Source organism: Neobacillus notoginsengisoli, assembly GCF_003515685.1.
In the GTDB taxonomy this organism is placed as follows: Bacteria; Bacillota; Bacilli; order Bacillales; family Cytobacillaceae; genus Bacillus_D; species Bacillus_D notoginsengisoli.
This window is the reverse complement of the sequence record NZ_QWEG01000009.1, coordinates 34,574-58,530: the sequence shown is the minus strand read 5'-3', so window position 1 is coordinate 58,530 and position 23,957 is coordinate 34,574. Positions and strand designations below refer to the sequence as shown.

The 23,957-nt window shown below is 42.7% G+C and carries 22 protein-coding genes; 13 read left to right on the top strand and 9 right to left on the bottom strand.

Annotated features, from left to right (window positions below):
- The first annotated feature begins 38 nt into the window (after positions 1–38).
- The 5 genes from D1B31_RS14535 to D1B31_RS14515 all read left to right on the top strand — a co-directional run bounded on the left by D1B31_RS14535 (position 39) and on the right by D1B31_RS14515 (position 4,176).
- Positions 39–527: a Na+/H+ antiporter subunit E gene (locus D1B31_RS14535; protein WP_118921622.1), complete on the top strand. Its 489-nt coding sequence runs from the start codon at positions 39–41 to the stop codon at positions 525–527.
- A complete protein-coding gene (locus D1B31_RS14530; RefSeq protein ID WP_118921620.1) occupies positions 515–799 on the top strand; it encodes a Na(+)/H(+) antiporter subunit F1 in 285 nt (94 codons plus the stop codon). The genes D1B31_RS14535 and D1B31_RS14530 overlap by 13 nt, the downstream gene beginning before the upstream one ends.
- Positions 777–1,124, top strand: coding sequence for a monovalent cation/H(+) antiporter subunit G (gene mnhG, locus D1B31_RS14525; RefSeq protein ID WP_338036480.1), 348 nt, complete (start codon positions 777–779; stop codon positions 1,122–1,124). Before D1B31_RS14530 ends, mnhG begins: the two co-directional genes overlap by 23 nt.
- 96 nt (positions 1,125–1,220) lie before the next feature.
- Positions 1,221–1,523, top strand: coding sequence for a hypothetical protein (locus tag D1B31_RS14520; RefSeq protein WP_118921616.1), 303 nt, complete (start codon positions 1,221–1,223; stop codon positions 1,521–1,523).
- Positions 1,524–1,773: 250 nt separating this feature from the next.
- Positions 1,774–4,176: a M14 family metallopeptidase gene (locus D1B31_RS14515; RefSeq protein WP_118921614.1), complete on the top strand. Its 2,403-nt coding sequence runs from the start codon at positions 1,774–1,776 to the stop codon at positions 4,174–4,176.
- A gap of 113 nt (positions 4,177–4,289) precedes the next feature.
- On the opposite strand, the gene D1B31_RS14510 is transcribed toward D1B31_RS14515, so the two are convergent.
- Positions 4,290–4,787 (bottom strand): hypothetical protein, encoded by a 498-nt coding sequence (locus D1B31_RS14510; protein ID WP_118921612.1) that lies wholly within the window; start codon positions 4,785–4,787, stop codon positions 4,290–4,292.
- A gap of 361 nt (positions 4,788–5,148) precedes the next feature.
- On the opposite strand from D1B31_RS14510, the gene D1B31_RS14505 reads away from it, so the two are divergent.
- Positions 5,149–6,486 carry a S8 family serine peptidase gene (locus tag D1B31_RS14505; protein ID WP_158587553.1) on the top strand — a complete coding sequence of 446 codons (1,338 nt, stop codon included), beginning with the start codon at positions 5,149–5,151 and terminating at the stop codon, positions 6,484–6,486.
- A gap of 180 nt (positions 6,487–6,666) precedes the next feature.
- Here D1B31_RS14505 and D1B31_RS14500 read toward each other — a convergent pair whose 3' ends face one another.
- Positions 6,667–7,545 (bottom strand): Cof-type HAD-IIB family hydrolase, encoded by an 879-nt coding sequence (locus tag D1B31_RS14500; RefSeq protein WP_118921608.1) that lies wholly within the window; start codon positions 7,543–7,545, stop codon positions 6,667–6,669.
- 1 nt (position 7,546) lies between these two features.
- Positions 7,547–8,323 carry a DeoR/GlpR family DNA-binding transcription regulator gene (locus tag D1B31_RS14495; protein ID WP_118921606.1) on the bottom strand — a complete coding sequence of 259 codons (777 nt, stop codon included), beginning with the start codon at positions 8,321–8,323 and terminating at the stop codon, positions 7,547–7,549.
- A gap of 418 nt (positions 8,324–8,741) precedes the next feature.
- Between D1B31_RS14495 and D1B31_RS14490 the strand changes: the two genes are divergently transcribed.
- Positions 8,742–9,662, top strand: a complete 921-nt coding sequence (locus D1B31_RS14490) for an LCP family protein (RefSeq protein WP_118921986.1) — start codon at positions 8,742–8,744, stop codon at positions 9,660–9,662.
- 174 nt (positions 9,663–9,836) lie between these two features.
- On the opposite strand, the gene D1B31_RS14485 is transcribed toward D1B31_RS14490, so the two are convergent.
- On the bottom strand, positions 9,837–11,006 hold the full coding sequence (locus D1B31_RS14485; protein WP_118921604.1) for a saccharopine dehydrogenase family protein: 1,170 nt from the start codon (positions 11,004–11,006) through the stop codon (positions 9,837–9,839).
- Positions 11,007–11,420: 414 nt separating this feature from the next.
- Between D1B31_RS14485 and pxpB the strand changes: the two genes are divergently transcribed.
- From pxpB to D1B31_RS14460, 5 genes are read left to right on the top strand one after another with little or no spacing between them, the layout of a single operon-like run.
- Positions 11,421–12,131 carry a 5-oxoprolinase subunit PxpB gene (gene pxpB / locus D1B31_RS14480; protein ID WP_420846114.1) on the top strand — a complete coding sequence of 237 codons (711 nt, stop codon included), beginning with the start codon at positions 11,421–11,423 and terminating at the stop codon, positions 12,129–12,131.
- Between the two features lie 2 nt (positions 12,132–12,133).
- Positions 12,134–13,135, top strand: coding sequence for a 5-oxoprolinase subunit C family protein (locus D1B31_RS14475; protein WP_118921600.1), 1,002 nt, complete (start codon positions 12,134–12,136; stop codon positions 13,133–13,135).
- Between the two features lie 13 nt (positions 13,136–13,148).
- Complete coding sequence (locus D1B31_RS14470) at positions 13,149–13,919, top strand: LamB/YcsF family protein (protein WP_118921598.1); 771 nt, start codon at positions 13,149–13,151, stop codon at positions 13,917–13,919.
- Between the two features lie 44 nt (positions 13,920–13,963).
- A complete protein-coding gene (locus D1B31_RS14465; protein WP_118921596.1) occupies positions 13,964–15,154 on the top strand; it encodes an NRAMP family divalent metal transporter in 1,191 nt (396 codons plus the stop codon).
- Between the two features lie 38 nt (positions 15,155–15,192).
- Positions 15,193–15,969, top strand: coding sequence for a putative hydro-lyase (locus tag D1B31_RS14460; protein WP_118921984.1), 777 nt, complete (start codon positions 15,193–15,195; stop codon positions 15,967–15,969).
- Between the two features lie 185 nt (positions 15,970–16,154).
- Here the strand turns inward: D1B31_RS14460 and D1B31_RS14455 are convergent, their stop codons facing one another.
- The 3 genes from D1B31_RS14455 to D1B31_RS14445 all read right to left on the bottom strand — a co-directional run bounded on the left by D1B31_RS14455 (position 16,155) and on the right by D1B31_RS14445 (position 20,489).
- The gene (locus tag D1B31_RS14455) at positions 16,155–18,545 is read right to left on the bottom strand and encodes a M14 family metallopeptidase (protein ID WP_204563025.1); all 2,391 of its coding nucleotides are present in this window, start codon (positions 18,543–18,545) and stop codon (positions 16,155–16,157) included.
- A gap of 355 nt (positions 18,546–18,900) precedes the next feature.
- Positions 18,901–19,101, bottom strand: a complete 201-nt coding sequence (locus D1B31_RS14450; protein ID WP_118921594.1) for a YetF domain-containing protein — start codon at positions 19,099–19,101, stop codon at positions 18,901–18,903.
- A gap of 188 nt (positions 19,102–19,289) precedes the next feature.
- A complete protein-coding gene (locus tag D1B31_RS14445) occupies positions 19,290–20,489 on the bottom strand; it encodes a putative glycoside hydrolase (protein ID WP_118921592.1) in 1,200 nt (399 codons plus the stop codon).
- Between the two features lie 153 nt (positions 20,490–20,642).
- Here D1B31_RS14445 and D1B31_RS14440 point away from each other — a divergent pair, with 153 nt between their 5' ends.
- Positions 20,643–21,479, top strand: a complete 837-nt coding sequence (locus D1B31_RS14440) for a polysaccharide deacetylase family protein (RefSeq protein WP_192894784.1) — start codon at positions 20,643–20,645, stop codon at positions 21,477–21,479.
- 147 nt (positions 21,480–21,626) lie between these two features.
- Here D1B31_RS14440 and D1B31_RS14435 read toward each other — a convergent pair whose 3' ends face one another.
- Both D1B31_RS14435 and ftsZ read right to left on the bottom strand, forming a co-directional pair.
- On the bottom strand, positions 21,627–22,319 hold the full coding sequence (locus D1B31_RS14435) for an aspartate/glutamate racemase family protein (protein ID WP_118921590.1): 693 nt from the start codon (positions 22,317–22,319) through the stop codon (positions 21,627–21,629).
- 171 nt (positions 22,320–22,490) lie between these two features.
- A complete protein-coding gene (gene ftsZ / locus D1B31_RS14430) occupies positions 22,491–23,750 on the bottom strand; it encodes a cell division protein FtsZ (protein WP_118921588.1) in 1,260 nt (419 codons plus the stop codon).
- Between the last annotated feature and the right edge of the window lie 207 nt (positions 23,751–23,957).

Below are 23,957 nucleotides of genomic sequence, written 5' to 3'. Positions count from 1 at the left end.
TAGCCAGTCTTTAAATCTTGCAGAAAAGGGTGGTCGATATGCCTTTACAGGTATTAACCAATCTGTTTATTGCTCTACTTTGGACAGCTCTCCAAGAAGATTGGAGCGTCTTGACCTTTATTAGCGGCTATTTCGTTGGAATGCTTGTCTTGTTTTTAATGCGGCGCTTCCTTCCGGAAAATTTTTATTTGATTACTTTTTTAAATATCATTAAATTAGCTGCTGTCTTTATTCAAGAATTATTTATTTCCGGTTATATGGTGATCCGCCATGTGATTAGGCCGACACTAGCGATTGCCCCAGGAACGATAACGCTAGAAACAGACCTGGAAACCGATATTGAGGTGACACTCCTATCCCTCCTCGTAACGTTGACCCCAGGTTCTGTCGTCATCAACGTTTCAGAAGACAACAAGACGTTATTTGTACATGTACTGGATACGTCTGATTCGAATGAGGCGATTTTGAATTCAAAAGTACGGTTTGAAAACTCGATCAAGAGGGTGACGCGGAAATGTTCGAATTAATTTTAAAAATTTCTTTATTCTTTTTGGCTTTATCAATCCTAGTGACCTTCTACCGATTAATCAAAGGACCATCCATACCGGATAGGATTCAAGCATTGGACACAATAGGCATAACTTCAATCGCCGCCGTTGCCGTAAGTTCCGTCATTCTAAGGACACACGCGTTTTTTGAAGTCATTTTGCTGATCGGGATTTTATCATTTATAGGAACACTTGCTTTTGCAAGGTTCCTGGAAAGAGGTGTAGCCATTGAACCCAAGCGCCCTGAGTGAAATGATTGCCGCTTTTCTCATTTTAACTGGTGCCCTATTCAGTTTCTTGAGTTCGATAGGATTACTTCGGCTGCCAGACGTGTACACACGAATACACGCCGCGTCAAAAAGCTCTACATTAGGGGTTTTGTTCACTCTAGTAGGTACATTTGTCTTCTTCCTCTTTAGTGAAGGCTATTTTAGCATCAGGCTGATTCTTGGAATATTTTTCGTGTTTCTGACAGCCCCGGTATCCGCCCATATGATCGCCAGAGCCTCTTATAGTACGAATGTGAAAATGTTCGAATCAACGGCTGATAACAAATCAAAAGCCGTTGATGGTTGATATTAAATTCAGTCCTCTTAGTGATGAGGATTTTGATTTCAATTGGAAACCGGCAGACGAAGACTCCGAATACAAAAGGATGGGAGGGAACAAAAAATGGCGATTGGCTTGGCAATCGCGTTACTGACGTACGCCATTATCCTGGCCATGTCTTATGTTGTCGTGATTTTTACAAGCGAGGCGGAAAAGAACCGAAAGCTAATTATTAATACCTCCTACAATCACGCCTTTTCAGTCCTTTTCATCTGCATATTAATCGTTTTTATCCTATTCCTGCTTCCCCCTATCCAACTGGATGTTCAAAAAACGAGTTACCTCATTCTCGCCAGTAAGTTTTTATCTATCCTGACATTGGGAGGAAGCCTGTTTTTCCTAAAAAGACGTAGATATAAGAATTGAACGGTTGAAGCATTCGCTCAAAACCGCACATTGCCCTGTGCGGTTTTTTTAATTGAAGAAAAACCATAGTAAACATGCCTAAAGTCCCGGTTCGTTAGGCTCATTTGTTGTTTACGCTTTATTGCATAGTCATATATTACTCTGAATAAAAATAAAAAATTTGTTCTTTTTACCTACATAGTATTCTGAATATTTAGCCTATAATAGACTTGTCCACAATAGTGGAAATACATAGGAGGTGTGGAAAAATTTGAGAAAAAGCAAAAAAGTCATGCATGGCCTCGTCTTGGCAAGTGCTATCAGTGCATTGAGCTTCACCACCCTGTATCCTGGGTTTGGCGCTCCCGGTGTTACACGCGCCCAGCAGCTTGAAGGTGAGCGAATAACGTCAAATGAGTCCCCTTCCATCGTCCAGCTTGAAGTGCCCGACAACAAGGCCCTGGATAAGCTCGTTGAAATGGGATTCGACTTGACGCACAGGGTCCATCAGCATGGGGATAAGTTGGAAGTTGATGTAGTTGCTACTCCCTCAGAAATCGAAGAATTTAAAAAGCTTGGAATCAAAGTAGAGGAGACGCTAATCACGGAAGCCGAGTGGAACCAAAGGACAACAGAAAGAATGGCCGCCGCACAGCAAGAAGCTACAATCACTGCAGCTGAAGATACGATTAAAGTATTGCAAGCAAAGCATTATACGAATCAATCAGCCACCTTCCTTTATGTAGAGGCAAAGACAAGCGCCGGAGCGACTGCGAGTACCGCACTGACTGCTACATGGGTTGAGAATGGAGTCGAAAAAAAGGCCACCTTAAGCCGATTTGTTGACTACGGGGAATATATCTATCACCAATTCGAGGTTCCTGTGAAAGCCATTCCTGAAAGCGTTACCATTACGAGTAATCTCGGCGGATCAGCTACAACTGCGGTAACGGAGTGGCTTGGTGAAGTGAAAAAAGGCAGTCCGAAAAAGCATTACGTCAAGGATTTTGTTGACCATTATATGGACCCCAATGAGCTGTATGAAAGAGCAGAACAGCTTGCGAAAGAATTCCCGGATTTAGTCGAAATCATTGACATGCCAAATAAAACAAACGGGTACCGCCGCCTTGCCCAAGCGACAATCGGTTCGTTAACCAATTCAGCTGTTGTCGTATCCTCAAAGGCTTGGGGGCATGAAGGCGGAAATGATATTTCCGTTGAGTTTAAAAATCCAGGACAAGCTAGCCAACCTTTAAAAGTGACGGTTGATGGCAAAAAAATCATAGTAGATTTGGCAACAAATAGTTCTAGAAATGTGACAAGTACTGCTAAACAGGTCGTTGATGCTCTCAATGCAAATGCTAGTACTCTAGTTTCGGCCAATACTTACCGCGGCAACGCTGGTGCCGGAGTAGTAACTGCAACAACAACAAAGTTAACAGATAACCTAAAAGCTCCGGAGCGTATTTCCCGTGAGCCACAAACAGTGAAAGCGATCCGCATCGGTAAACATCGTGACGGTTCCAAGCCGGGCGTCCTTGGCTATGCCCAAGAGCATGCGCGTGAGTGGGTCACGCCGCTCGTTACAATTGAAACAGCGGAGCGTCTGTTAAGAAACTATGCCCATGACGGGGAAACAAAGCAGCTAGTGAACAACCTAGACATTTTCCTGATTCCTTCCGTGAATCCTGATGGTGCGAACTACAGTTTCTATGACTTCAATATGCAGCGGAGAAATATGACAAACCATTGCGGTCCTAACACTTCTGACCCAGGCTACCGGAACAGCTGGGGAGTTGACCTAAACCGTAACCACTCCGTAGGTTCTGTATTTGATGGTTTTGTCGGCGCATCCACAAGCTGTACAAGTGACACATATGCAGGCCCATCTGAAAATTCAGAGCCTGAGGCAAGAAATCTTGTCTGGCTCGCAGATCAATATTCAAATATTAAATTTGCGATGAATATTCACAGCTATGGCGGCTACTTCATGTGGTCTCCAGGCGCCTATAATCCTCAGCGGGTTACACTGCCACGACCGACTGCCGGCCAGGAGGCATTCTACTGGGCTGCATCCAATGAAATCCTGAACGATATTCAGGACCACCGCGGAACGGTTATTTTGCCAAAGCGGACAGGTCCGATTCCGGATGTGCTATACTCCGCAGCCGGAAACTCTGCCGATTATCTCTGGTATGAAAAAGGGATTTATGCCTGGAACTTTGAGGTTGGCGCAGACCTTTGGAATTCTACAACAAACAGGTGGCAAGCCGTTGGATTCCAGCCTGCGTATGCGGAAGGCCATGAGGAAGCAATGGAATTTGCAAATGGCCTGATCGGCCTTATCAAAGTAGCGTATAGCCAATCGAAGGATAAGCAGCCTCCATCAACGAAAGCAGTGCCTGGAAACGGCAGTTTCTCCGGCCCGGTTGATGTATCATTTGAAACGAGTGAAGCAGCGACTATCTACTATACGCTGGATGGAAGCCGGCCAACATTTGAGTCAAAGCATATCAGGCTTTCCGGAACACGTGAACCCGCAGAAACATTAAAAATCGATAAAACAACTGTCATCAATTGGTTTGCAGTAGACGCCGCGGGTAATATCGAGAAAAACTACAACCCGCTTAGCAAAGCTTCAAACTTCAATTCCGTGACAATAACAATTAAGTAATATAAGTAGATGCCGGCGCTAATTAGAAAATAATCAGCGCCGGCATCGTTTTTTGCCAAAATCCATATTTGCAAAAGAAGTTCTCATTGGAGCCTCCCGTCAACTTTGCATGTTTAATTTATACTGCGCTGCTTTTTGCTATAACCCGATGATAAAATCCCTCGTGATTTTTCCCAATAATATGGAATGTGGAGAGTGTTTTGATTAAAAATGTCGATTAAGTCCGCAAAACCTCTCATTTCCTGCAAATCAAATGCGACGCCTTCTCCTGTTTTAACGGTAAAGTAACTAGTCGTAGTGGAATTCCCATCGGAATCACTTAATTCTTTTTCATAATATTGGGTACTTACAACATCTTCCCACTTATAGTCTGATAAGGTAGTCCCCCTTCTCTTATTTTCCACCTTTACGCTAAAACCTTGGTCATGGCAACTAATGGTTGTATCATTGGCAAAATTGCGCATGAGGAAAAAGATTAAGACGGCTGCGCCAACAACAAGAGCACCAAATAAAAGGCTATAAACCATCACGACCAAACCAATCACTGCCAATACAGACCCAAAAATAATTGATCCCCTAGTTGCAGTGTTTACTGAAAATTCCCTGTGCATGAATTCCCTCCTCAGAGTATCTTTTCTTGCGCTGAAACTCCCCCTGTTTTAATCATATGAAGAGGTGAAAATGCAGTTGCTTGTATGCAAAATATTTACTGAAAAGCTTCATCGGTTGGTTCATAAAAAAGTATAGTCACTTTGTGCCTGTATATTAATGTCCTTCGAAACATTGATAATTTGGAATGATTTCTAAGCTAAGTCTGATGAGAATAACAAAAAAGGTCTAAATCTCCATTACGAAAGGCCTTAATATATTCTTTCAAAATAATAAAACATGCCTTTTGGCCAATTACATAATTTTACTAGTAGAACTATAATTATCCTATGTCAGAATCTTTTGATAAAAAAGGAGGATATTATGAAAAGAATCTTATTGCTTGTTACCGTATTCCTTGTTGCCTTCGGAACCGTTCAATTCTCGGCAACAGCGCAGGAAACTGCAGAGAAGGATTATATTGTGGTATTAAAATCAGCCCAAACAGACAGTGCATCAATACATACACTAAAGGAATTAGGCGCTGAAATCATTTTCGAGGCCCCTCAAATTGGAGTTGTCACTATCAGTTCGGAGGACCCTTCCATTTTGCAAAAGCTTGAAGAAAACTCCAAGATCCTAGCTGTAGCAGAAGATGTGGACATTCGTATTTTTGATGGCGAAGCCGAGGCTTTAAACCTCCAGGAAGTTGGAAAAGCGGCAAGTGTTCAGCCCGATTTATACGAACAATATCAATGGGATATCAAACGAGTGACTCAAAACGGGGAATCCTGGAACATCAATCCGGGAAATAAGGAGACACTTGTGGCCGTTATTGACACAGGAGTCGATTTTAGCCATCCGGATCTAAAAGATAATCTTGTGTTCGGTAAAGCATTTTTCCCGGGAGCAAGACCAGGCGAGGAATTAAAAGATTCCGGCTCACACGGAACCCATGTTGCTGGAACGATTGCGGCAAATGGCAGAGTCAAGGGAGTAGGTCCGGAACTGGCCATTGCTTCCTACCGTGTATCAAACAACCAGGGCAGGATGAACTGGACCGGCATCTTATCAGCTATCACTACGGCGGCTGACGATGGGGCAGTATCCGCGAACTTAAGCCTTGGTACGTACAGCATTATGAATGACAAACAGGATCGTGCACTCCACTTGTCCTCTAAAAGGGCTGTCCAGTATGCCCTTCAAAAAGGGATGCTAATTGTCGGAGCTAACGGAAATGACGGAATGGACCTTGGCAAGCGGATGAAAACAGAACCAGGCAAAGGCAAGGTATACGATGGCCCACTATTTGACACATTCACAAGCATTCCAGGCGTTATCAGTGTTTCTTCGTCCACGAACCGTGACACTTTGGCGTACTACTCAAATTATGGGTCATCCAATGTTCATCTTGCTTCTCCAGGCGGAGACTACGGTCCTAACTGGCCAAACCCGGAGAATGATTCATCAAAACGTGATCTCGAAGCGAGAACACTTTCCACAATTCCGGTTGCCCAAGGCTCATATGGCTGGAAGATCGGAACGAGTATGGCAGCTCCAAAAGTCGCAGCAGCTGCCGCTCTCGTGAAAGCGCAATTCCCTGAATTGAAGGCACAACAAATTGCGACTCGCCTCCAACAGACTGCAGAAGATTTAGGTAAGCCAGGCCATGATGAATATTTTGGCCATGGGTTGGTCAATGTGTATTCCGCATTGCAATGAGATAAGGATGTAAGGGCGTGTGTTTCGGCACACGTCTTTTTCTGTTTTCAGAGGCTGCCGGATGATTAAACTGAAGCCCAAATGCGTTATCCTGCCGATTGATTGAACACCCAGATTAACAAAACCCCCATTGTCACGCCACAATGTGTGTTACGCCAATTGGGGTTTACGATATGTTCTTTAAGAAAGAGATGACAAAGGGCTCCGTAGTAATGAGTGTATAAAATGAGCTACTCCGTCATCAGTATTCGACAGTGTTACTTCCTGGCAGACATTTTTGATTTCTTCGGGTGCGTTTCCCATGGCAGCGCTTCTCCCCGCGATTCGCAGCATAGATAAATCATTAAAGCTGTCGCCAACCGCAGCTGTGTCCGCTATGTTGATCTTAAGCTTTTTAGCCAGTATTTCTAAAGCAATTCCTTTTGATGCGTTTTTGTGTTCCAATTCAAAGTTATGCATAGCAGACGTGACCATTGTGACATCTTTCATGCCCTTAAATTTCTCCTTCCCTTTTTGGAGCTTATCTTTATCAAAAGAAAAAGCAAGGATATTATAAACATCAATGTCGGTGTCGATTATTTCTTTATAAGATGATATAAAAGAAAATCCGCTTTGGCTATATTGCTTTTCAGCAGCCTTTATAAGCTGTTCAGTGCTTACGTCTGGATTCGCGCTTATGGCTCTGTCCATTTCAATGGTTATAAGTTCCCGCCCGTTCTGTGGGGTGAATATCGCATGATTAGTGAAGATCTCATAATAGTATTCCTCTTCCTCTAACCAGTTCAAAATGTGGATAGCATCCTGCCGATTGATCAAAACCGAATGGAATAGTTCTCCGTTTGGCTGATGAATGGTTGCCCCATTGGTCCCGATAATCCACGTGTTCAATCCAGTTTTATTAAAAATAGTTTGGACGTCAAATTGGGCGCGCCCTGTAGCAATAACAACCTCAATCCCATTGGCTTGAGCATGTTTGATCGCTTCTAAATTCCCCTTGCTAATTTGGCTTTCTTCATTTAGTAACGTACCGTCCAAATCGATGGCGATTAATTTTACCACCCTATTCTTCCCCCTCTTCAAAGTCAGCTGTTAAAAGTTCGACATTATTTTTTCGCAATAACTCTCTAAACTCCTTTTGAGGCGTGGTGTCTGTAATTAGGAGATCAATGTCGCGTAAATCAGCAAAACGGAAAAAATCTGTATTTCCTAATTTCGTATGATCGGCTAATACAATCACTTGTTTTGCTTGCTGAATCATTTTTCGTTTGACGAGACCATCCTCTTCATGAGCAATTGTTAAGCCATTTTCTGATATTCCTACCACTCCGATAAACACTTTATCAACATAGTATTCCGATAGTTTTTCTATAACAGTTGAGCCGTAAAGAAACCGATGCTCTTTTTGAAGTTTGCCTCCCAGGAGTTGGATATCAATTTCCGGCTTAGAAGATAAAACCTCGGCCTGATTGATTGAATTGGTAATAATCGTACATTCCATGTTTTCGATCTGTTCCGCACATGCTTGAACGGTTGTCGAGGTATCCAAGATCACTCGATCACCAGGATAAATTAACGATGCAGCCTTATTTCCAATCATCTTTTTTTCTGCCGTAACGGTATGTAAGCGATTGGTATAGTTTTTAACTTCATTGTGAACAGATGGCAGGATCGCTCCCCCTCTCGTTCTCACAATCTTTTTTTCTTTTTCCAACCGGACAAGATCCCTCCTGGCTGTATCTCTGGATACATCTAAAAGGGAACAGATTTGTTCAACGGAAATCCTATTATGCTTTTTTAAAAAATCTATAATGAATTCTAATCTTTCTTCCTGATACAAGAAATCCACCTGCTCGATAAGTGTTTATAAGTAATTATACGCACATTAAGTAAAAGTGCAAGTTTTTATAAGTATTTAAACGTTTTTTCTTTTGCTAAAATATAGCGAATTGTAATCGACTCCTTAAACAACGCTTTGTCAACAAATTAAAACACATCCCTATTCTCCTCTTCTCACATCTTCCTCGGTAGAAATGAAAAGGATTGTAAACAGAATTTTAAACAAATGTAATCTAATATATCTATGAATGAAATGTATGTATGGGATAATAACTATTTCAAGTTAAAAAGATGGCAACTTCATCAGTTTCTGATTCCCCTATCAAAAACTGAATGTTCGCCAATTTAATATAAATATTTTTTTCAGCCTAGGGGGTGCACGATTGGAAAGAACAAGAAAGAAAAGAAGAATTAGGTGGATGAGAATATTTAACGCCCTTCTTCTATTAAGTATCTTTTTGGTTGGTCTTTTTACTATATTTCAGTTTATAGAAGGAACAATACAAAAAGTGAATCAACCATTTAAAAAAGCAGAAGCATCGCATTCGTTTCAAGGGGAAAAAATAAAAAAAGACGCAGTAAACGTTCTTTTACTCGGAAGTGACTCCAGAGGAGAAAAACAAGCTAGAACAGATACCATAATGGTCGCTCACTATAATCCCGAAACTCAGCAGGTGAAACTTATTTCGCTTATGCGTGATATGTATGTATCCATACCTGAACACGGAGAGCATAAATTAAATGCTGCTTATACATACGGAGGGCCTGAATTATTACGGAAGACCCTTCAATTAAATTACGGCCTGGATATTCATCATTATGCTATTGTCGACTTTAAAGGTTTTGAAAAAGCAGTCGACCTCCTCGTTCCCGATGGAATTGAAGTAGACATACCATATGAGATGTCTGATGGGATTGGAATGACGCTAGAACAAGGGATTCAACAGCTTCATGGGAAAGAACTTTTAGGATATGTTCGTTTCCGTCAAGATCGTTTAAGTGACTTCGGCCGGGTGCAAAGACAGCAAGAAGTCGTCTCAAAATTAAAGGATGAAGCCGTAAGTCTACATAGTCTCGCAAAGCTTCCTGATCTATTAGGAGTTTTAAATACTTACATCGATACAGACATTGACACCGCTACACTCTTGACGATTGGAAAAGACATTTTGGCGAATAAAAGTGGGGATATAGAAACAATCCGAATCCCCGAAGATGGCAGTTATACAAATGATCGGTATGATGGAGTTGGAGAGGTCTTAGAAGTGGACTTGGAACAAAATAAAGCAGCTCTTGATAGGTTTTTGGAGAGAGGAAAAACTGGTGCCATAAATCAACAATGAACCTTAACATAGCCTTTTTAATAAAATATTCTCCAACATTTTTATGAACATAAAGAAAAAACCGCACGAGTGATAATTTCACCGTGCGGTTAACTTTGTATAGGTGGCGGGACTGTGTTTGAATCGAAGTAACCTCACATGCCACGCAGGTTACAAGCGGTCGTGCGAGAATGATTAATTGTTGATTAGCTTATCCTGTTTCTCTGTTTCCGTGATCATAATATTTCTTTTTGCCATTTCTTCGATATATTCTTTTCCGGGAACAATTTGCTCTGGTGGGTGGACCCCTTTTTTGGTTATCGTTCCATTGCCGATCATTTGAGCTACGACGGAAATGGTGTTTGCAGTTGCGCGTGCCATCGCTGTCACGTTATTTGCACGGTCTTTAAATGTCGTCATTTCATATTCGTACGTCGTTTTCACACCATTTTTCTCTCCAGAGACAATAACGCGAAGCAAGACCACATCATCTTTGTCCTTTAAGTCCACAATCGGAGCAAGAACCTTTAACATGACGTCTCTGGGCTTCACATGCTGCCCTTTAATCTCCACTTCATAATCATTACGGGTAAGGTTAAGGTCAACAAGCAATTTGAATTTTTCCGCATGACCTGGGTAGCGGATCGTTTTATACTCCAATTCACCTATATTCGGGTATGAATATGGTATTGTGGAGGTTCCGCCCGAAGTATGAAATGCTTCGAGTGGACCAAATTTCTCAAAATAGATTTTTTCTACCTCTGAAAGAGATGGTACATCTAGCTTAGCCCCATTGCGAATGATCAATGAAGGATCGGTATAATGATCGAGTAACCCTTCCATTGAAAAAACATGATTATATTCAAGCGGGGGTTCAGGTCTTGCGGGAATCCCGCCAACATACATCTTAATAGACTTGACATGATCGAGCTTGCTTGCTCCGTAGCCGGCCAATATATTTATCATACCTGGGGCAACACCCAAATCAGGAATAATCGTCGAATGAGCTTTCATCGCCTCTTCTTTCAGCTCCAACACACGGTCCGTAATCTGACCGATATGTCCACCAAGGTCAACAGAACTAACCCCTGTTGCAATAGCCGCTTTCGCAACCATTTCATTAAAAGTATAAAAAAGTGCATTCACAACGACATCATATTGCTGAATAAAATTTGTCATTTCCTCGTAGTTCCCGGCATCAACGGAAAATGCTTTTAACTTCGTTGATTGAAGTTGATTGCATACTTGTTTTGCACGCTCTAAATCAATATCTGCCAATCCAACTGCCTCTACTCCATCACTTTGTACCAAATCACGGGCTGCTTCTTTCCCCATTAATCCAGATCCTAATACAGCTACTTTCATATTCACACCTACCTTTCAAAACATTCGATTAAAATCCCCCGTTGCGAAATGCCCTTATATATAGTTTAATAGCAAGTTTGATAATAAATTCCGAAAACTGTTAATAATTATTGTAATTCACTTGAAAATAGATGTAATGAACATCCGATTTCTTTGCTTTTTTCCAAATCTGAAAAATGGAGTTAAGCCCCCGGTACCTCCAAGCTTTCGTGGACTGTACTACAAAATAATTAACCCAAAAGCTATCCCAAACCTTCTCATGCTATGACGGAAGGAAGTTTTTTTGGAAACGTTTTTATATAACAAAATTAAAAATATTGAAGTGAATTTTTTTAATGTTATAATATTCATAAAATTCGAGAAGTAAAAAAATATAATAATATTTCGGGAGACAAAAGCCTAATGCAGAAAAAACTGACGTTCATTTTCCATCCTCTCGGAGACCAGGCAGTGGTTATAGAGCTAGGAAAAGATATCAACGAAGAAACACAGCGAAAGGTCCAGCTTGTTACCTCGTTTCTAGATAGAAACATGGAATCCTGGATAATTGAATACATACCAGCCTTCACTACTGTCACGGTGTTTTACGACCCGGTTGAGGTCATCTCTAAGTTCAGAGGGATATCCAAATTGCCATATGATATTGTCTGTATCCAGCTAAAAAAATTATTGGAGAAAATGTCTTCATCAGAAGTAACCTTACAGCGGACAGTGGAAATCCCGGTTTGCTATGGAGGGGAAATGGGCCCGGATCTCCCGTTTGTAGCAAAGCATAACGGTCTTTCTGAAGAAGAAATGATCCGCATACATTCCGCTGGTGACTACACGGTTTTTATGATTGGGTTTGCTCCAGGGTTTCCTTTTATCGGAGGCATGTCGGAAAAAATAGCCACGCCGCGAAGGGATAGTCCCAGATTAAAAATCCCTCCAAGAACCGTCGGAATTGCTGGCAAACAAACAGGGGTGTATCCGATTGAAACGCCAGGCGGCTGGCAGTTGATCGGCCGGACACCGGTAGAGCTGTTTCGTCCTGAAGACGAGCCGCCAACCCTCTTGAGGGCCGGCGATAAGATTAAATTTATTCCGATTAGCATTGAAGAATACAAGAGGCTTGGAGGAGATTGAACATGATTACCGTATTAAAACCAGGCCTCCTTACAAGTGTTCAGGATATGGGCCGCTATAGATACCAAAAATACGGAGTGATAGCCAGCGGAGTGATGGATCAGATAGCTCACCGGGTTGCTAATATACTGGTAGGCAACGGGGAGAACGAACCTACTCTTGAAATAACTCTGCTCGGACCAGTGTTACGATTTGAGAAGGATTGCTTGATTTCCATTTGTGGTGGAAACCTTTCCCCATCTATTAATCTTCTTCCCGTGAGATCATGGCGAACTATTTTTGTAAGAAAAGGCAGTGAGCTCCGATTTGGGCCAGCGGTAGCTGGTTCCAGAGCGTATCTGGCCGTGGCTGGAGGTATAACGGTCCAGGAAGTCATGAATAGTAAATCCACTTACTTAAGGGCGGAAATTGGAGGTTATGAAGGTCGCGCTTTAAAACCAGGGGACGTCATACGATTGGACAAGCCAGGAGACCTTTCAACAGTCATGATGGAAAACCTGGAGGGCCAACCCGGGGATAAGCCTTATGCCGAAATGGATTGGTCAATAACATCGAAATTAATTCCGATTCACCGAAAGGATATGCCGATTCGCGTCATGAAAGGCAAGCAATATCATCTCTTTGATGAGGAAAGCAAACGAAGAATTTTCAGTGATAGGTTTGAGGTTTCCCCTCAATCAGATCGAATGGGATACCGGCTTAAAGGACCCCTTTTACGACTTGAGGTTCCTGAGGAACTGATTTCCGAGGCTGTAAGTTTCGGGTCCATCCAGGTTCCTGGGGAAGGAAACCCGATTATCCTGCTTGCCGACCGGCAGACTACAGGTGGCTATCCGAAAATCGGACAGATTGCTTCTGTTGATTTACCCCTGATTGCCCAAGCAAAGCCCGGGGATTACATCACCTTTAAATATGTGACACACGAAGAGGCCCAGCTTCTTTTCCTGGAAAGAGAGGAAAACCTAAAGCAACTCAAAAAGGGGATAAGATTAAAATTCATATAGGAGGAACAAGCAAATGCCAATTGTCGATATTAACTGTGACATGGGAGAAAGCTTTGGTACATACACACTTGGAAGGGATACGGAAATCCTCGATTATGTAACGTCCGCCAACATTGCCTGCGGATTCCATGCCGGCGACCCTGCAACGATGAGGAAAACTGTAAAACTGGCAATCCAGAAAAATATCGGAATCGGCGTTCACCCTGGCCTTCCGGACCTTGCTGGATTCGGAAGAAGAGAAATGAACATCTCCCCTCAGGAAGCATACGACCTGGTGGTCTACCAAATCGGAGCTCTGAGTGCCTTTGTAAAAGCGGAAGGCGGCAAAATCCAGCATGTTAAACCTCATGGCGCTCTGTTTAACATGGCTGCAAAAAATGCTGGACTTGCGGAGGCCATTGCCGAGGCGGTGTACAAGGTCGACCCCGAGCTGGTATTTTTCGGCCTGGCAGGTAGTGAACTGGTAAAAGCCGGTCATAGACTGGGCCTTCGGACTGCAAGTGAAGTCTTTTCCGATCGTACCTATCAGGAAGATGGTTCTTTAACATCAAGGCGTGAACCAGATGCTCTAATCAAGGAGCATGAAACTGCGGTTGGACAGGTGATCCGAATGGTAAAAGAGGGGACGGTGACTTCCCAGCAGGGTACCGATATATCAATAAAGGCTGATACAGTCTGTATTCACGGCGATGGCGAAAGCGCCCTTGATTTTGCAAGGTATATCACCTCGGCACTAAAGGAAAATGGTATCACAATAGCTTCAATAGGCAGCTTTTTAAAATAAAAAATTAGGTCTATAAGCAGGCCTATAAGTTTTAGGGGGTTCATATGGAGAAAAAATCAACTGCCAGTATTCTAATGGGTGCCGCGTTTTTGATGGCAACCTCAGCAATAGGCCCGGGGTTCCTTACTCAGACAACTGTTTTTACACAATCCCTTCTTGCAAGCTTCGGATTTGTCATTTTAATTTCTATTATTATTGATATTGGGGCCCAAATGAATATATGGAGAATTATAGCTATTTCAGAAAAACGGGCCCAGGACATTGCAAATGATGTACTTCCCGGCCTTGGTTATTTCCTAGCGGCCCTTATCGTTGCAGGGGGACTTGCTTTTAACATTGGAAATATTGCCGGAGCGGGACTTGGTGTCAATGTTCTATTTGGCTGGTCGACAGAAATGGGAGCTCTTCTTAGTGGAATTATCGCAATTGGAATTTTCCTGGTTCGAGAAGCCGGGAAAGCCATGGACCGTTTTGCACAGATTATGGGATTTGTCATGATTGCCCTTACTGTATATGTAATGTTTACAGCCCAGCCACCAGTTGGAGAAGCCGTCGTAAAGACCTTTGTTCCTGATAAAATTGACCTTCTCGCCATTGTCACCCTTGTCGGCGGAACCGTAGGAGGCTATATAACGTTTGCGGGCGGGCACCGCTTATTAGATGCAGGAGTTAAAGGAAAAGAATCATTACCAGAAGTCACCAAAAGTGCTGTTAGTGCGATTGGTATCGCTTCAATTATGAGGATTTTCCTATTCCTTGCCGCCTTAGGAATAGTTGCACAAGGGCTTGCAATTGATCCTGCCAATCCCCCAGCCTCTGTATTTAAACTGGCCGCAGGAAATGTCGGATACAAAATCTTCGGAGTCGTCATGTGGGCTGCTGCCGTTACCTCTGTTGTAGGAGCTGCCTATACGTCCGTATCGTTCATCCAGACGTTAAGCAAGACAGTCGATAAGTATAATAAATGGACAATCGTCGCCTTTATTGCGATTTCCACCCTGGTTTTCGTGCTAATAGGCCGACCTGTCAAAATTCTTGTACTGGTCGGATCTCTTAACGGACTTATTTTACCTATCGCTTTAGGAGTCATGCTTGTTGCTGCCTACAGGCCAAAAATCGTTGGGGATTATAAACAACCTCTCTGGATGACAATCTTTGGAATTCTAATCGTCATCGCAATGGCAATCATGGGCGGTTATTCACTAGTTAATGGAATTCCCCAGTTATTCAAATAAGAAGGAAACGAGGTTCTTTTATGCAAAGCACAATAGGAATGATGACTCCACAAGTTATACGCGAAAAAATCCGTGCAAACCAGTGGGTTAAACCTACTTCTGGTTTAGCTCCAGGGTATATCCAGGCGAACTTAGCCGTGCTTCCAAAAGATTTGGCGTTTGAATTTCTTTTGTTTTGCCAGAGGAATCCAAAGCCTTGTCCCATCATCGATGTTACTATGCCGGGGTCCGGGGTCCCTGCCCTTTCAGCGCCTGATGCTGACTTAAGGACTGATATCCCGAAATATCGCATTTACCGAAATGGCGTCTTCACCGAAGAATTAACAGATGTATCAGCCCTATGGGATGATTCCATGGTCGGCTTTCTAATCGGCTGCAGCTTTACATTTGAAGAAGCTCTTTTGAAAAACGGAATCCCAATCCGCCATATAGAAGAAGGACGGAATGTTCCGATGTACAAGACGAACATTCCAACAGTTAAAGCGGGCAGATTTGAAGGCCCTACCGTTGTCAGCATGCGCCCCATGACTGAAAAAGATGCCATTCGAGCTATCCAGGTCACAAGCCGGTTCCCTTCTGTACATGGAGCCCCTATAAATATAGGCAATCCGGCTGCTATTGGTATTGAGGATATCAATACTCCTGATTTCGGTGACAGCGTAAAGATAAAGGCTCGAGAAATTCCTGTCTTCTGGGCATGCGGCGTAACCCCTCAGGCTGTTGCCATGCATATGAAACCAGAAATTATGATTACACATGCTCCTGGCCATATGTTTGTAACGGATTTAAAAAATGAACAGTTTAGTATACTTTAATTTTAGAATTATATTAATTCGAAACCTTAAAACGAATACTTTCAGTTGAATAAAGAATCATTCGTCAAAGACCTCCCAACGGACACCAGGGCAAAATCCAATAGAACAACTAAGTTAGTTTTCAATAAAAAGTAAGGATCCTGGCGCAATCCAGTTTGTAGATTGCGCCAGGATCCTTTTTTATTTTACTTGATTGTAATAGTTACAGAATTGAAGTTTTTGCCATTTGTTAATGGATTATAGTTTTTCTCTATATTGCCTGCTGCATCCACCGCAAACCAGTTGATTGTTGCCGTCTTATCAATTGTCAAGACTTCGGCAGGCTCGCGAGTTCCGGCTAGGCGGATATGAGCTGATTCAAATGTTGGCTTGCTTCCATCAATAGTATAATAGATGGTCGCAGCTTCACTTGTTTCAAATGCAACCTTAACAGGGCCGGAGTACTTGCCGTTTCCTGGCACAGCTTTTGTTGAAGGTGGCTGCTTATCCTTTGATTGGTTGTAAGCAACTTTGATTAAACCGATTAAGCCGTTGGCAAATTCCATTGCTTCCTCATGCCCCTCTTCATATGGCGGCTGGAAGCCAACAGACTCCCATCTTTTCAGGTTCTTATTCCAAAGTTGTGCACCCACTTCAAAATTCCATGCGTAAATTCCTTTTTCATACCAGAGGTAGTCAGCAGAATTACCAGCGGCCGAATATAATACATCAGGAATTGGACCTGTACGGCTTGGTTTAATAACCGTTCCACGGTGTTCTTTAATATCAGTCAATATTTCATTTGACGCCGCCCAGTAGAATGCTTCCTGGCCAGCAGTAGGACGAGGTAATGTTACACGGTTAGGGTCGTAAGCACCAGGTGACCACATAAAGTATCCGCCATGGCTATGGATATTCATTGCAAACTTGATATTTGGATTTTTATCTGCTAACCAAACCAAGTTTTTGGCTTCTGGCTCTGAATTAATAGCAGGTCCTGCATAAGTATCACTTCGACAATTAGATATTGAAGCTCCAACGAATCCATGATAGGCTGAACCGGCCGAATGGTTGCGGTTTAAGTCAACTCCCCAGGCATTTCTATAGGCAGGATCTGATTCATTCGGACCGCAATGATTGGTCATATTTCTCCGTTGCATATTGAAATCATAAAAGCTGTAATGAGCCCCATCCGGGTTCACTGAAGGTACTAAGAAAATATCTAGATTGTTGACAAGCTGCTTCGTTTCGCCATCATGCGCATAGTTTCTTAGCAAACGTTCAGCCGTTTCAATTGTAACTAGCGGCGTAACCCACTCGCGAGCATGTTCTTGTGCATATCCAAGTACCCCTGGTTTAGATCCATCACGGTGCTTTCCGATACGGATTGCTTTGACCGTTTGCGGTTCACGGGAAATATCGTCTGGTGCTTTAAGATTATCGGTCAACTTTGCAGAAACAGGTGTGACTACGCCAGTACCAGCATTACCTCGGTATGTAGTAGCTGTCACTAAACTACTTGCTTGGTTATTCAATGCATCAACAACCTGCCTTGCAGTACTCACTGCTGCTCCGCTCGCATTGGTTGCTAACTCGACAGTAATTTTCTTTCCGTCAACCTTTACGGTAAGAGGTGCACTTGCCACTCCTGGATTTACAAATTCAACAGAAATGTCATTCCCGCCTTCATGTCCCCACGCTTTCGAAGAAACGACAACTGCGTTTGTTGTTAGAGCACCCATTGTTGCTTGAGCTAAACGACGATATCCGTTTGTTTTATTAGGCATATCAATAATCTCAACTAAATCAGGAAATTCCTTGGCAAGCTGCTCAGCTCTTTCATACAATTCTGTTGGGTCCATGTAGTGGTCAACAAAGTTCGTTACATAATGTTTCTTCGGATTTCCTGCTTTCCTATCTCCCAGCCATTCTGTGACAGCACTTTCTGCTGTTCCACCCTGGTTACTAGTGATAGTAACGGATTTAGGTACAGCTGCAACTGGAACCTCAAACCAGTGGTACATATATTCACCATAATCCACAAACCTGGACATTGTTATAGTCTTTTCCTCGCCACCTTCAACCCATTTTGCAGTTAGGGCCGTGCTGGCAGATGTACCCGCACTGGATTTTGCCTCAACATAAAGGAAAGTACCCGATTGGTTTGTGTAATGATTCGCCCTAAGGACTTTAATCGTGTCCTCTGCAGCAGCAGCACTTGCTTGAATCTGCAATGCTTCAGATCTTTCTGCAACATTCTGATTAAACTGTCCCTCAGTTAAGAGCGTATCCTTTACTTGGATTCCATTTTTCTTTAACAATGCAATTTGTGATGGTGTTGCTACCACTTCAACTTCAAATCCATCCCCATGCTGATGAATTCCGTGATCAAGGGTGATCCCTAGTTCTGCAAGCTTGTCTAGTGCCTTCCTATTTGGCACCTCAAGCTCGACTATAGCGATTGACTCCTCTTCAGGAATCGGGTCCCCCTTGTCTCGTTCAGCCCCTGCAAAACCTGGGGCAAACGTTGAAATGCCCAACGCGGTCAGCGCAGTGGCCATCATCAACCCCTGAATCACTTTTTTCCGTTTCTTCAAATCCCAACACCTCCTAAAGTAGTCCATTACTTTGGACAAATCTATTATATATGTAATATTCATAATATTTTGTCACTTTTAGGAGAGAGAATTATTAAAAGAAGTTACACATTATTACAAATTAAAGTACTCATTTATTATTTTTCACTAATGTTAAATTCCTATTTGCACTGTAGGAATAGGGAATTGCTAGTAGATAATCTTTCAAAAAGTATATTAAAATAGTATCTAGAAAATTCATCATTTCGTATTATTACATTTTTTGTCCTTTTTTGTAATTTACATTAACCGGCATAGTCTCCGTATCTGGAGAAAGGTTCGAATTATGTTTTGTAATGCCTTGGAAAGGGCTATTTCAATACAAACCACTTCCTGGTATCCTCCCAGAAAATGCATATTCCACCTCCTGAATATGGAATACGCCATGCTCCCTCAATTGATATTTCAAATCGTCAATGGTGAACTTTACTTTCTTTATATTGGATGAACTAAATGAGAAAAGACCGCAAAAAATTTTGCGGTCAGTTTCACAAGATAATGAACCATAATTTTCCACACTAGATAACTGTCCAGCTCCAACGCCAAGCCCTCGGGGTCATAAGCTATACCCAAAATAGGAGGCAAAGAGGTCCTTCTATTCTGTAGCGTCTTGTGTTGGTCTGGAATGAACACTAAAAAAGCTTCTTAGAACATGCTTCACAGGAACCATGGCTTAAAAATTTCTCCTTATGCGCTTGCGCTTATCTACGGTGTAAGGGGTGTATAGTCTACCCCTTTTGTATAACGGTTGGCTGCATTCCAAAGTAGGAATTCGTCGATTCCATTTTCATTCAAGGCACGGATTTGGGCTTCCACTTCGGCTTTCCCGTATTTTTTATAGTTCCCTGCTCCAAGATAGCTTGCGGTGAAATCCTGGATCCAAGGCCTTGAGACGGGACGGTTTTCCAATGCATCCAGTACCTTATTTTCATGTTTGGCGTACTCTTTAATAATTTCGTACGGCTGCAGATCAGGCTTTTTAATGCCCCAATAGCTTGTCCAGTGGCTCGGGTAAATCATGCTTGAGATGGCATCTACATTAGCAGAGATTTTGGAAAAGTTCTGCCCGATTCCCGGAGCTTCCGGAAGAGTGGCAGCGTAGCCGAAAATATCAACCGAGACATCTACATTGTATGGCTCAAGTTCTTTCTTCGCATAGGCGACAAAATCGGTTACAGCATCAACTCTTTTTTGGACATTATCTTTCTCCACTTTACTGTAATGTCCCTGGGAATACTTAAGCGAACTATCCCTCGTTTCAAAACCTTCCGGGAAACGGACATAATCAAACTGGATGTCCTTGAAGCCCATTTTGGCTGCTTCCTTGGCAATTGCCACGTTATATTCCCATACTTCCTTCATAAACGGATTGACAAAGCTTTCGCCTCGTCCATTTTTCCACACTTTTCCGTTCTCCGTAAAGCTAAGGTCCGGCCTCTGTGATGCCAGGTGGTTGTCCTTAAAGACCACCACGCGGGCGATCGGGTAAATCTCTTTTTCTTCCAAGGTTTTCAATAGTTTCCCAGGATCTTTTATGTATGGGCCGCCAATTTCTTCAAAAGGGGAACCTTTTTCAGGCTGATATTGCAGTAAACCAAAATCATCCTTGATATCGATGACCATGCTGTTCAATTCAGTCTTTTCGACCAGCTCCAAAAGTTCATTGAACCTTGAAACGCTCACAGTTGGTCCGGTCACATAGATTCCTTTTACACCATCTTCCGGGTATTTGAAAGAAAACGGGGAATTAAAGCCTTTAGGAACAGACTTTTCAGCCAATCCACTTTTTGGTTTTTCGGGCATGCTTCCCGTAGTTGGCTCTGGCTGACCAGCACTTTTTCCCTGAATGCTGCATCCTATTAGCAGGAAAGAAACCAATAAGACGATAATAGTTTTGTAGTTCATTTCGATTTCCCTCCTCTGGTAAGTCTTTTATTCTATTATATAGTCGAAACTCGAAGTTTTGTTCGAATTTGGTCGAAAGTTACAGAAATTTGTGTCCCCCCCCTTTCCCAGTGGGTATGAAGATATTACAATAAGCATAATGGAGGAATCAGCATGAAGTTATTTATTCCCATTTTGTTTGCCGCTGCAATGCTTGCCGCATGCGTTGGCACTAAGCAAAGCAATGAATCCCGAGTCACAGAATCTATACCCTCACCGGAAGCGTCGGAAACTGAAAATGTAGAAAAACCGAAGGAAAAAGAAGAGTCTGCAGAAGAAAAAACGGAGGGAGTTGTTGAAGAAACCAAGCCCGTCTATAAGCTGAATGAGGCCAATTGGGTCATCGAACGGCTGGATGGGTCAGATGAAAAAAATGTCCTGATCACAATCGATGATGCACCGGACAAGCATTCGCTAGAAATGGCGGAGATTCTTAACAGGCTTGGCGTAAAAGCGATCTTTTTCGTGAATGGGCATTTTCTTGACACTCCCGAAGAAGAGGAGAGATTGAAAAAGATTCATGATATGGGCTTTGCCATTGGTAACCATACATATTCGCATCCAACCTTGACGAAAATTCCAGAAGAGGAACAGAAGGAGGAAATCGTTAGCCTGAATGACAGGGTAAAAGAAATCATCGGTGTTTCTCCTGCGTTTTTTAGGGCGCCTTTCGGCATGAATACAGATTATTCCAAAGAGATTGCCTCACAGGAAGGCATGTTGCTGATGAACTGGACGTATGGCTATGACTGGGAGAAGCAATACCAGAACCCCGATTCTTTGGTTGAAATCATGATTGGCAGCCCATACCTCACCAATGGGGCCAACCTATTGATGCATGACCGCGAGTGGACAAAAGACGCACTTGAGGATATTGTCAAAGGGCTGCAGTCTAAAGGATATTCCATTGCCGATCCCGATTTGATTGAAGTCCCTAAAAGAGGAAATTAAAAAAAAGTTTAAAAAACTCAACAGGCCTTGATGGGCCTGTTGAGTTTTTTTATTCCTAATTCTGATGCACCTTGCCTCCATTACTGAAGGCTCCACTGTTTAGGATAAGTCGTTCCCTTTTTGCATCACAAAATGTAAAAAAGCCGTTTAATAGTCTAACGCTTTATTAACTGATTCAATTGCATGGATTTCTGTTGTATCAAATAAAGGGACTTCTGAATCCTCCTGTTTGACCAATAATCTAATCTCTGTACACCCTAATATAATGCTTTCAGCACCATTTGCAACTAAGTTTTTGATAACTTCCTTGTAAAAGTCCCTTGATGATTGTTTAATGTTACCTAAACATAACTCTTCATATATAACCTTGTTAATCAGTTCTCTTTCAGCACCATTTGGAACTAAAACTTTAATTCCGTTAGATTCTATTCGATATTTATAAAATTCTTGTTCCATAGTGTACTTTGTACCTAATAATCCCACTGTCACAATATTTGATCTTTTTATTTGATTGGCGGTTGCATCTGCATTGTGTAAAACAGGAATTGTTACCTTTGCTTCTATATAATCAATTACTTTGTGCATTGTATTTGTACAAATAACTATAAATTCAGCACCTGCATTTTCTAAAGATGATGCAACTTCCCCTAATATTCTTCCTGCACTTTTCCAATCACCTTCCGCTTGATAGCGTTCAATCTCGGCAAAATCAACACTATATAAAAGACATTTTGCTGAATGCAATCCACCCAATCTGTTTTTTACCTCTTCATTTATGATTCGATAATATTCAACCGAAGACTCCCAACTCATTCCACCAATTAGTCCTATTGTTTTCATAAAAGCTCCCCATTCCCAAATTGTAATATATACCTAATTATACAATACCTATTAATGTATTGGAAAAGGTGAAATAGCCGTAATTGGTGATATGGTCTTTCAATGTGCGCTCCCTGAGCTTTTAATTTAAAAGGCCAAATCGCAATTGATTTGGCCTTTTTGTTCGTTAGTTTACCGCCTTCTGCTTCGCTTGCGGAAGAACGATGGAATTTCAAGCGAGTCGTCTTGCTGCTGGGGACCCCGTTCATAATTCGCGGTCTCTTCATAGGTAGGCGGCTGGCTGTGATTATCGGAAAAGCCGAAGTTTCCAGATTGGCCGTACCTTCCGAACTGGCTGTAGTTTTGTGTTTGTCCGTAATTTTCCGCTTCTCCATAGACAGGCTCTTGCTGCTTCGACTGAGCCTGGTATTGCTCACTGGAATTGGCAAACATGTCACCAGAACGGCCAGATGTGTTCAACGGTGGAGCTTCGTTCCTATCATGATCAAAACCGGTCGCAATCACGGTAACCATTATTTCTTTATCCAGGTTTTCATTGATGACCGATCCAAAAATCATGTTAAGCTGGTCATCCGTTGCAGCCGACACAATATCGGCCGCTTCCTGGACTTCAAATAAACTCAGGTTCATACCGCCTGTTATGTTCATCAGCACTCCTTTCGCGCCATTGATGCTTGTTTCAAGCAGCGGCGAAGAAATGGCCATTTTGGCAGCTTGAGCAGCACGGTCTTCGCCTGAAGCTACTCCGATGCCCATAAGCGCCGTTCCTTTATTGGACATGATTGTTTTCACGTCAGCAAAATCCAGGTTAATCATGCCTGGTACGGCGATCAAGTCGGAAATGCCTTGGACACCCTGCCTGAGGACATTGTCCGCCTCACGAAAGGCTTCAATCATCGGCGTTCTCTTGTCGACGATATCCAGCAATCGCTCGTTTGGAATGATGATCAAGGTATTAACGGCTTCCTTCATCTCTTCAATTCCGGCTGCCGCATTTTGTGCACGCTTGCGCCCTTCGAAAGCGAACGGACGAGTCACCACTCCAATTGTAAGTGCGCCAAGTTCGCGCGCGATATGGGCTATCTCCGGCGCAGCTCCGGTCCCTGTTCCACCGCCCATACCGGCAGTTACGAACACCATGTCCGCACCTTGCAGGGCATCCCTGATCTGCTGCCTGCTTTCCTCGACAGCCTTTCTGCCGATTTCAGGATTGGCACCTGCCCCCAGTCCTCTGGTCAGCGAACCGCCGATTTGCATCGTGACTTCCGCCTTTGACATGTCGAGAGCCTGAGCATCTGTATTCACAGCAATGAACTCCACTCCCTGTACGCCGTCCTCAATCATCCGGTTCACGGCATTATTTCCGCCACCTCCAACACCAACTACTTTTATATTGGCAAGTTGATCAATATTGGTTTCAAATTCTAGCATATGTAGTCCCTCCAGTTAACTTCAGAAATTGCCCCTTATTTTTTTCTATATATATTATTCGTCATCGGCTTGGAAATTTGGTCTTTTCCTGCGATTTGTTAAAGAAATGTAATTTTACAGTAATAAAGTGTCATTTTCGAGGGGTTAAAGCATAGGCGACTCGGCAGTAGTTTACAAATATGACGGGAATCTGGCGAGGTAAAATAA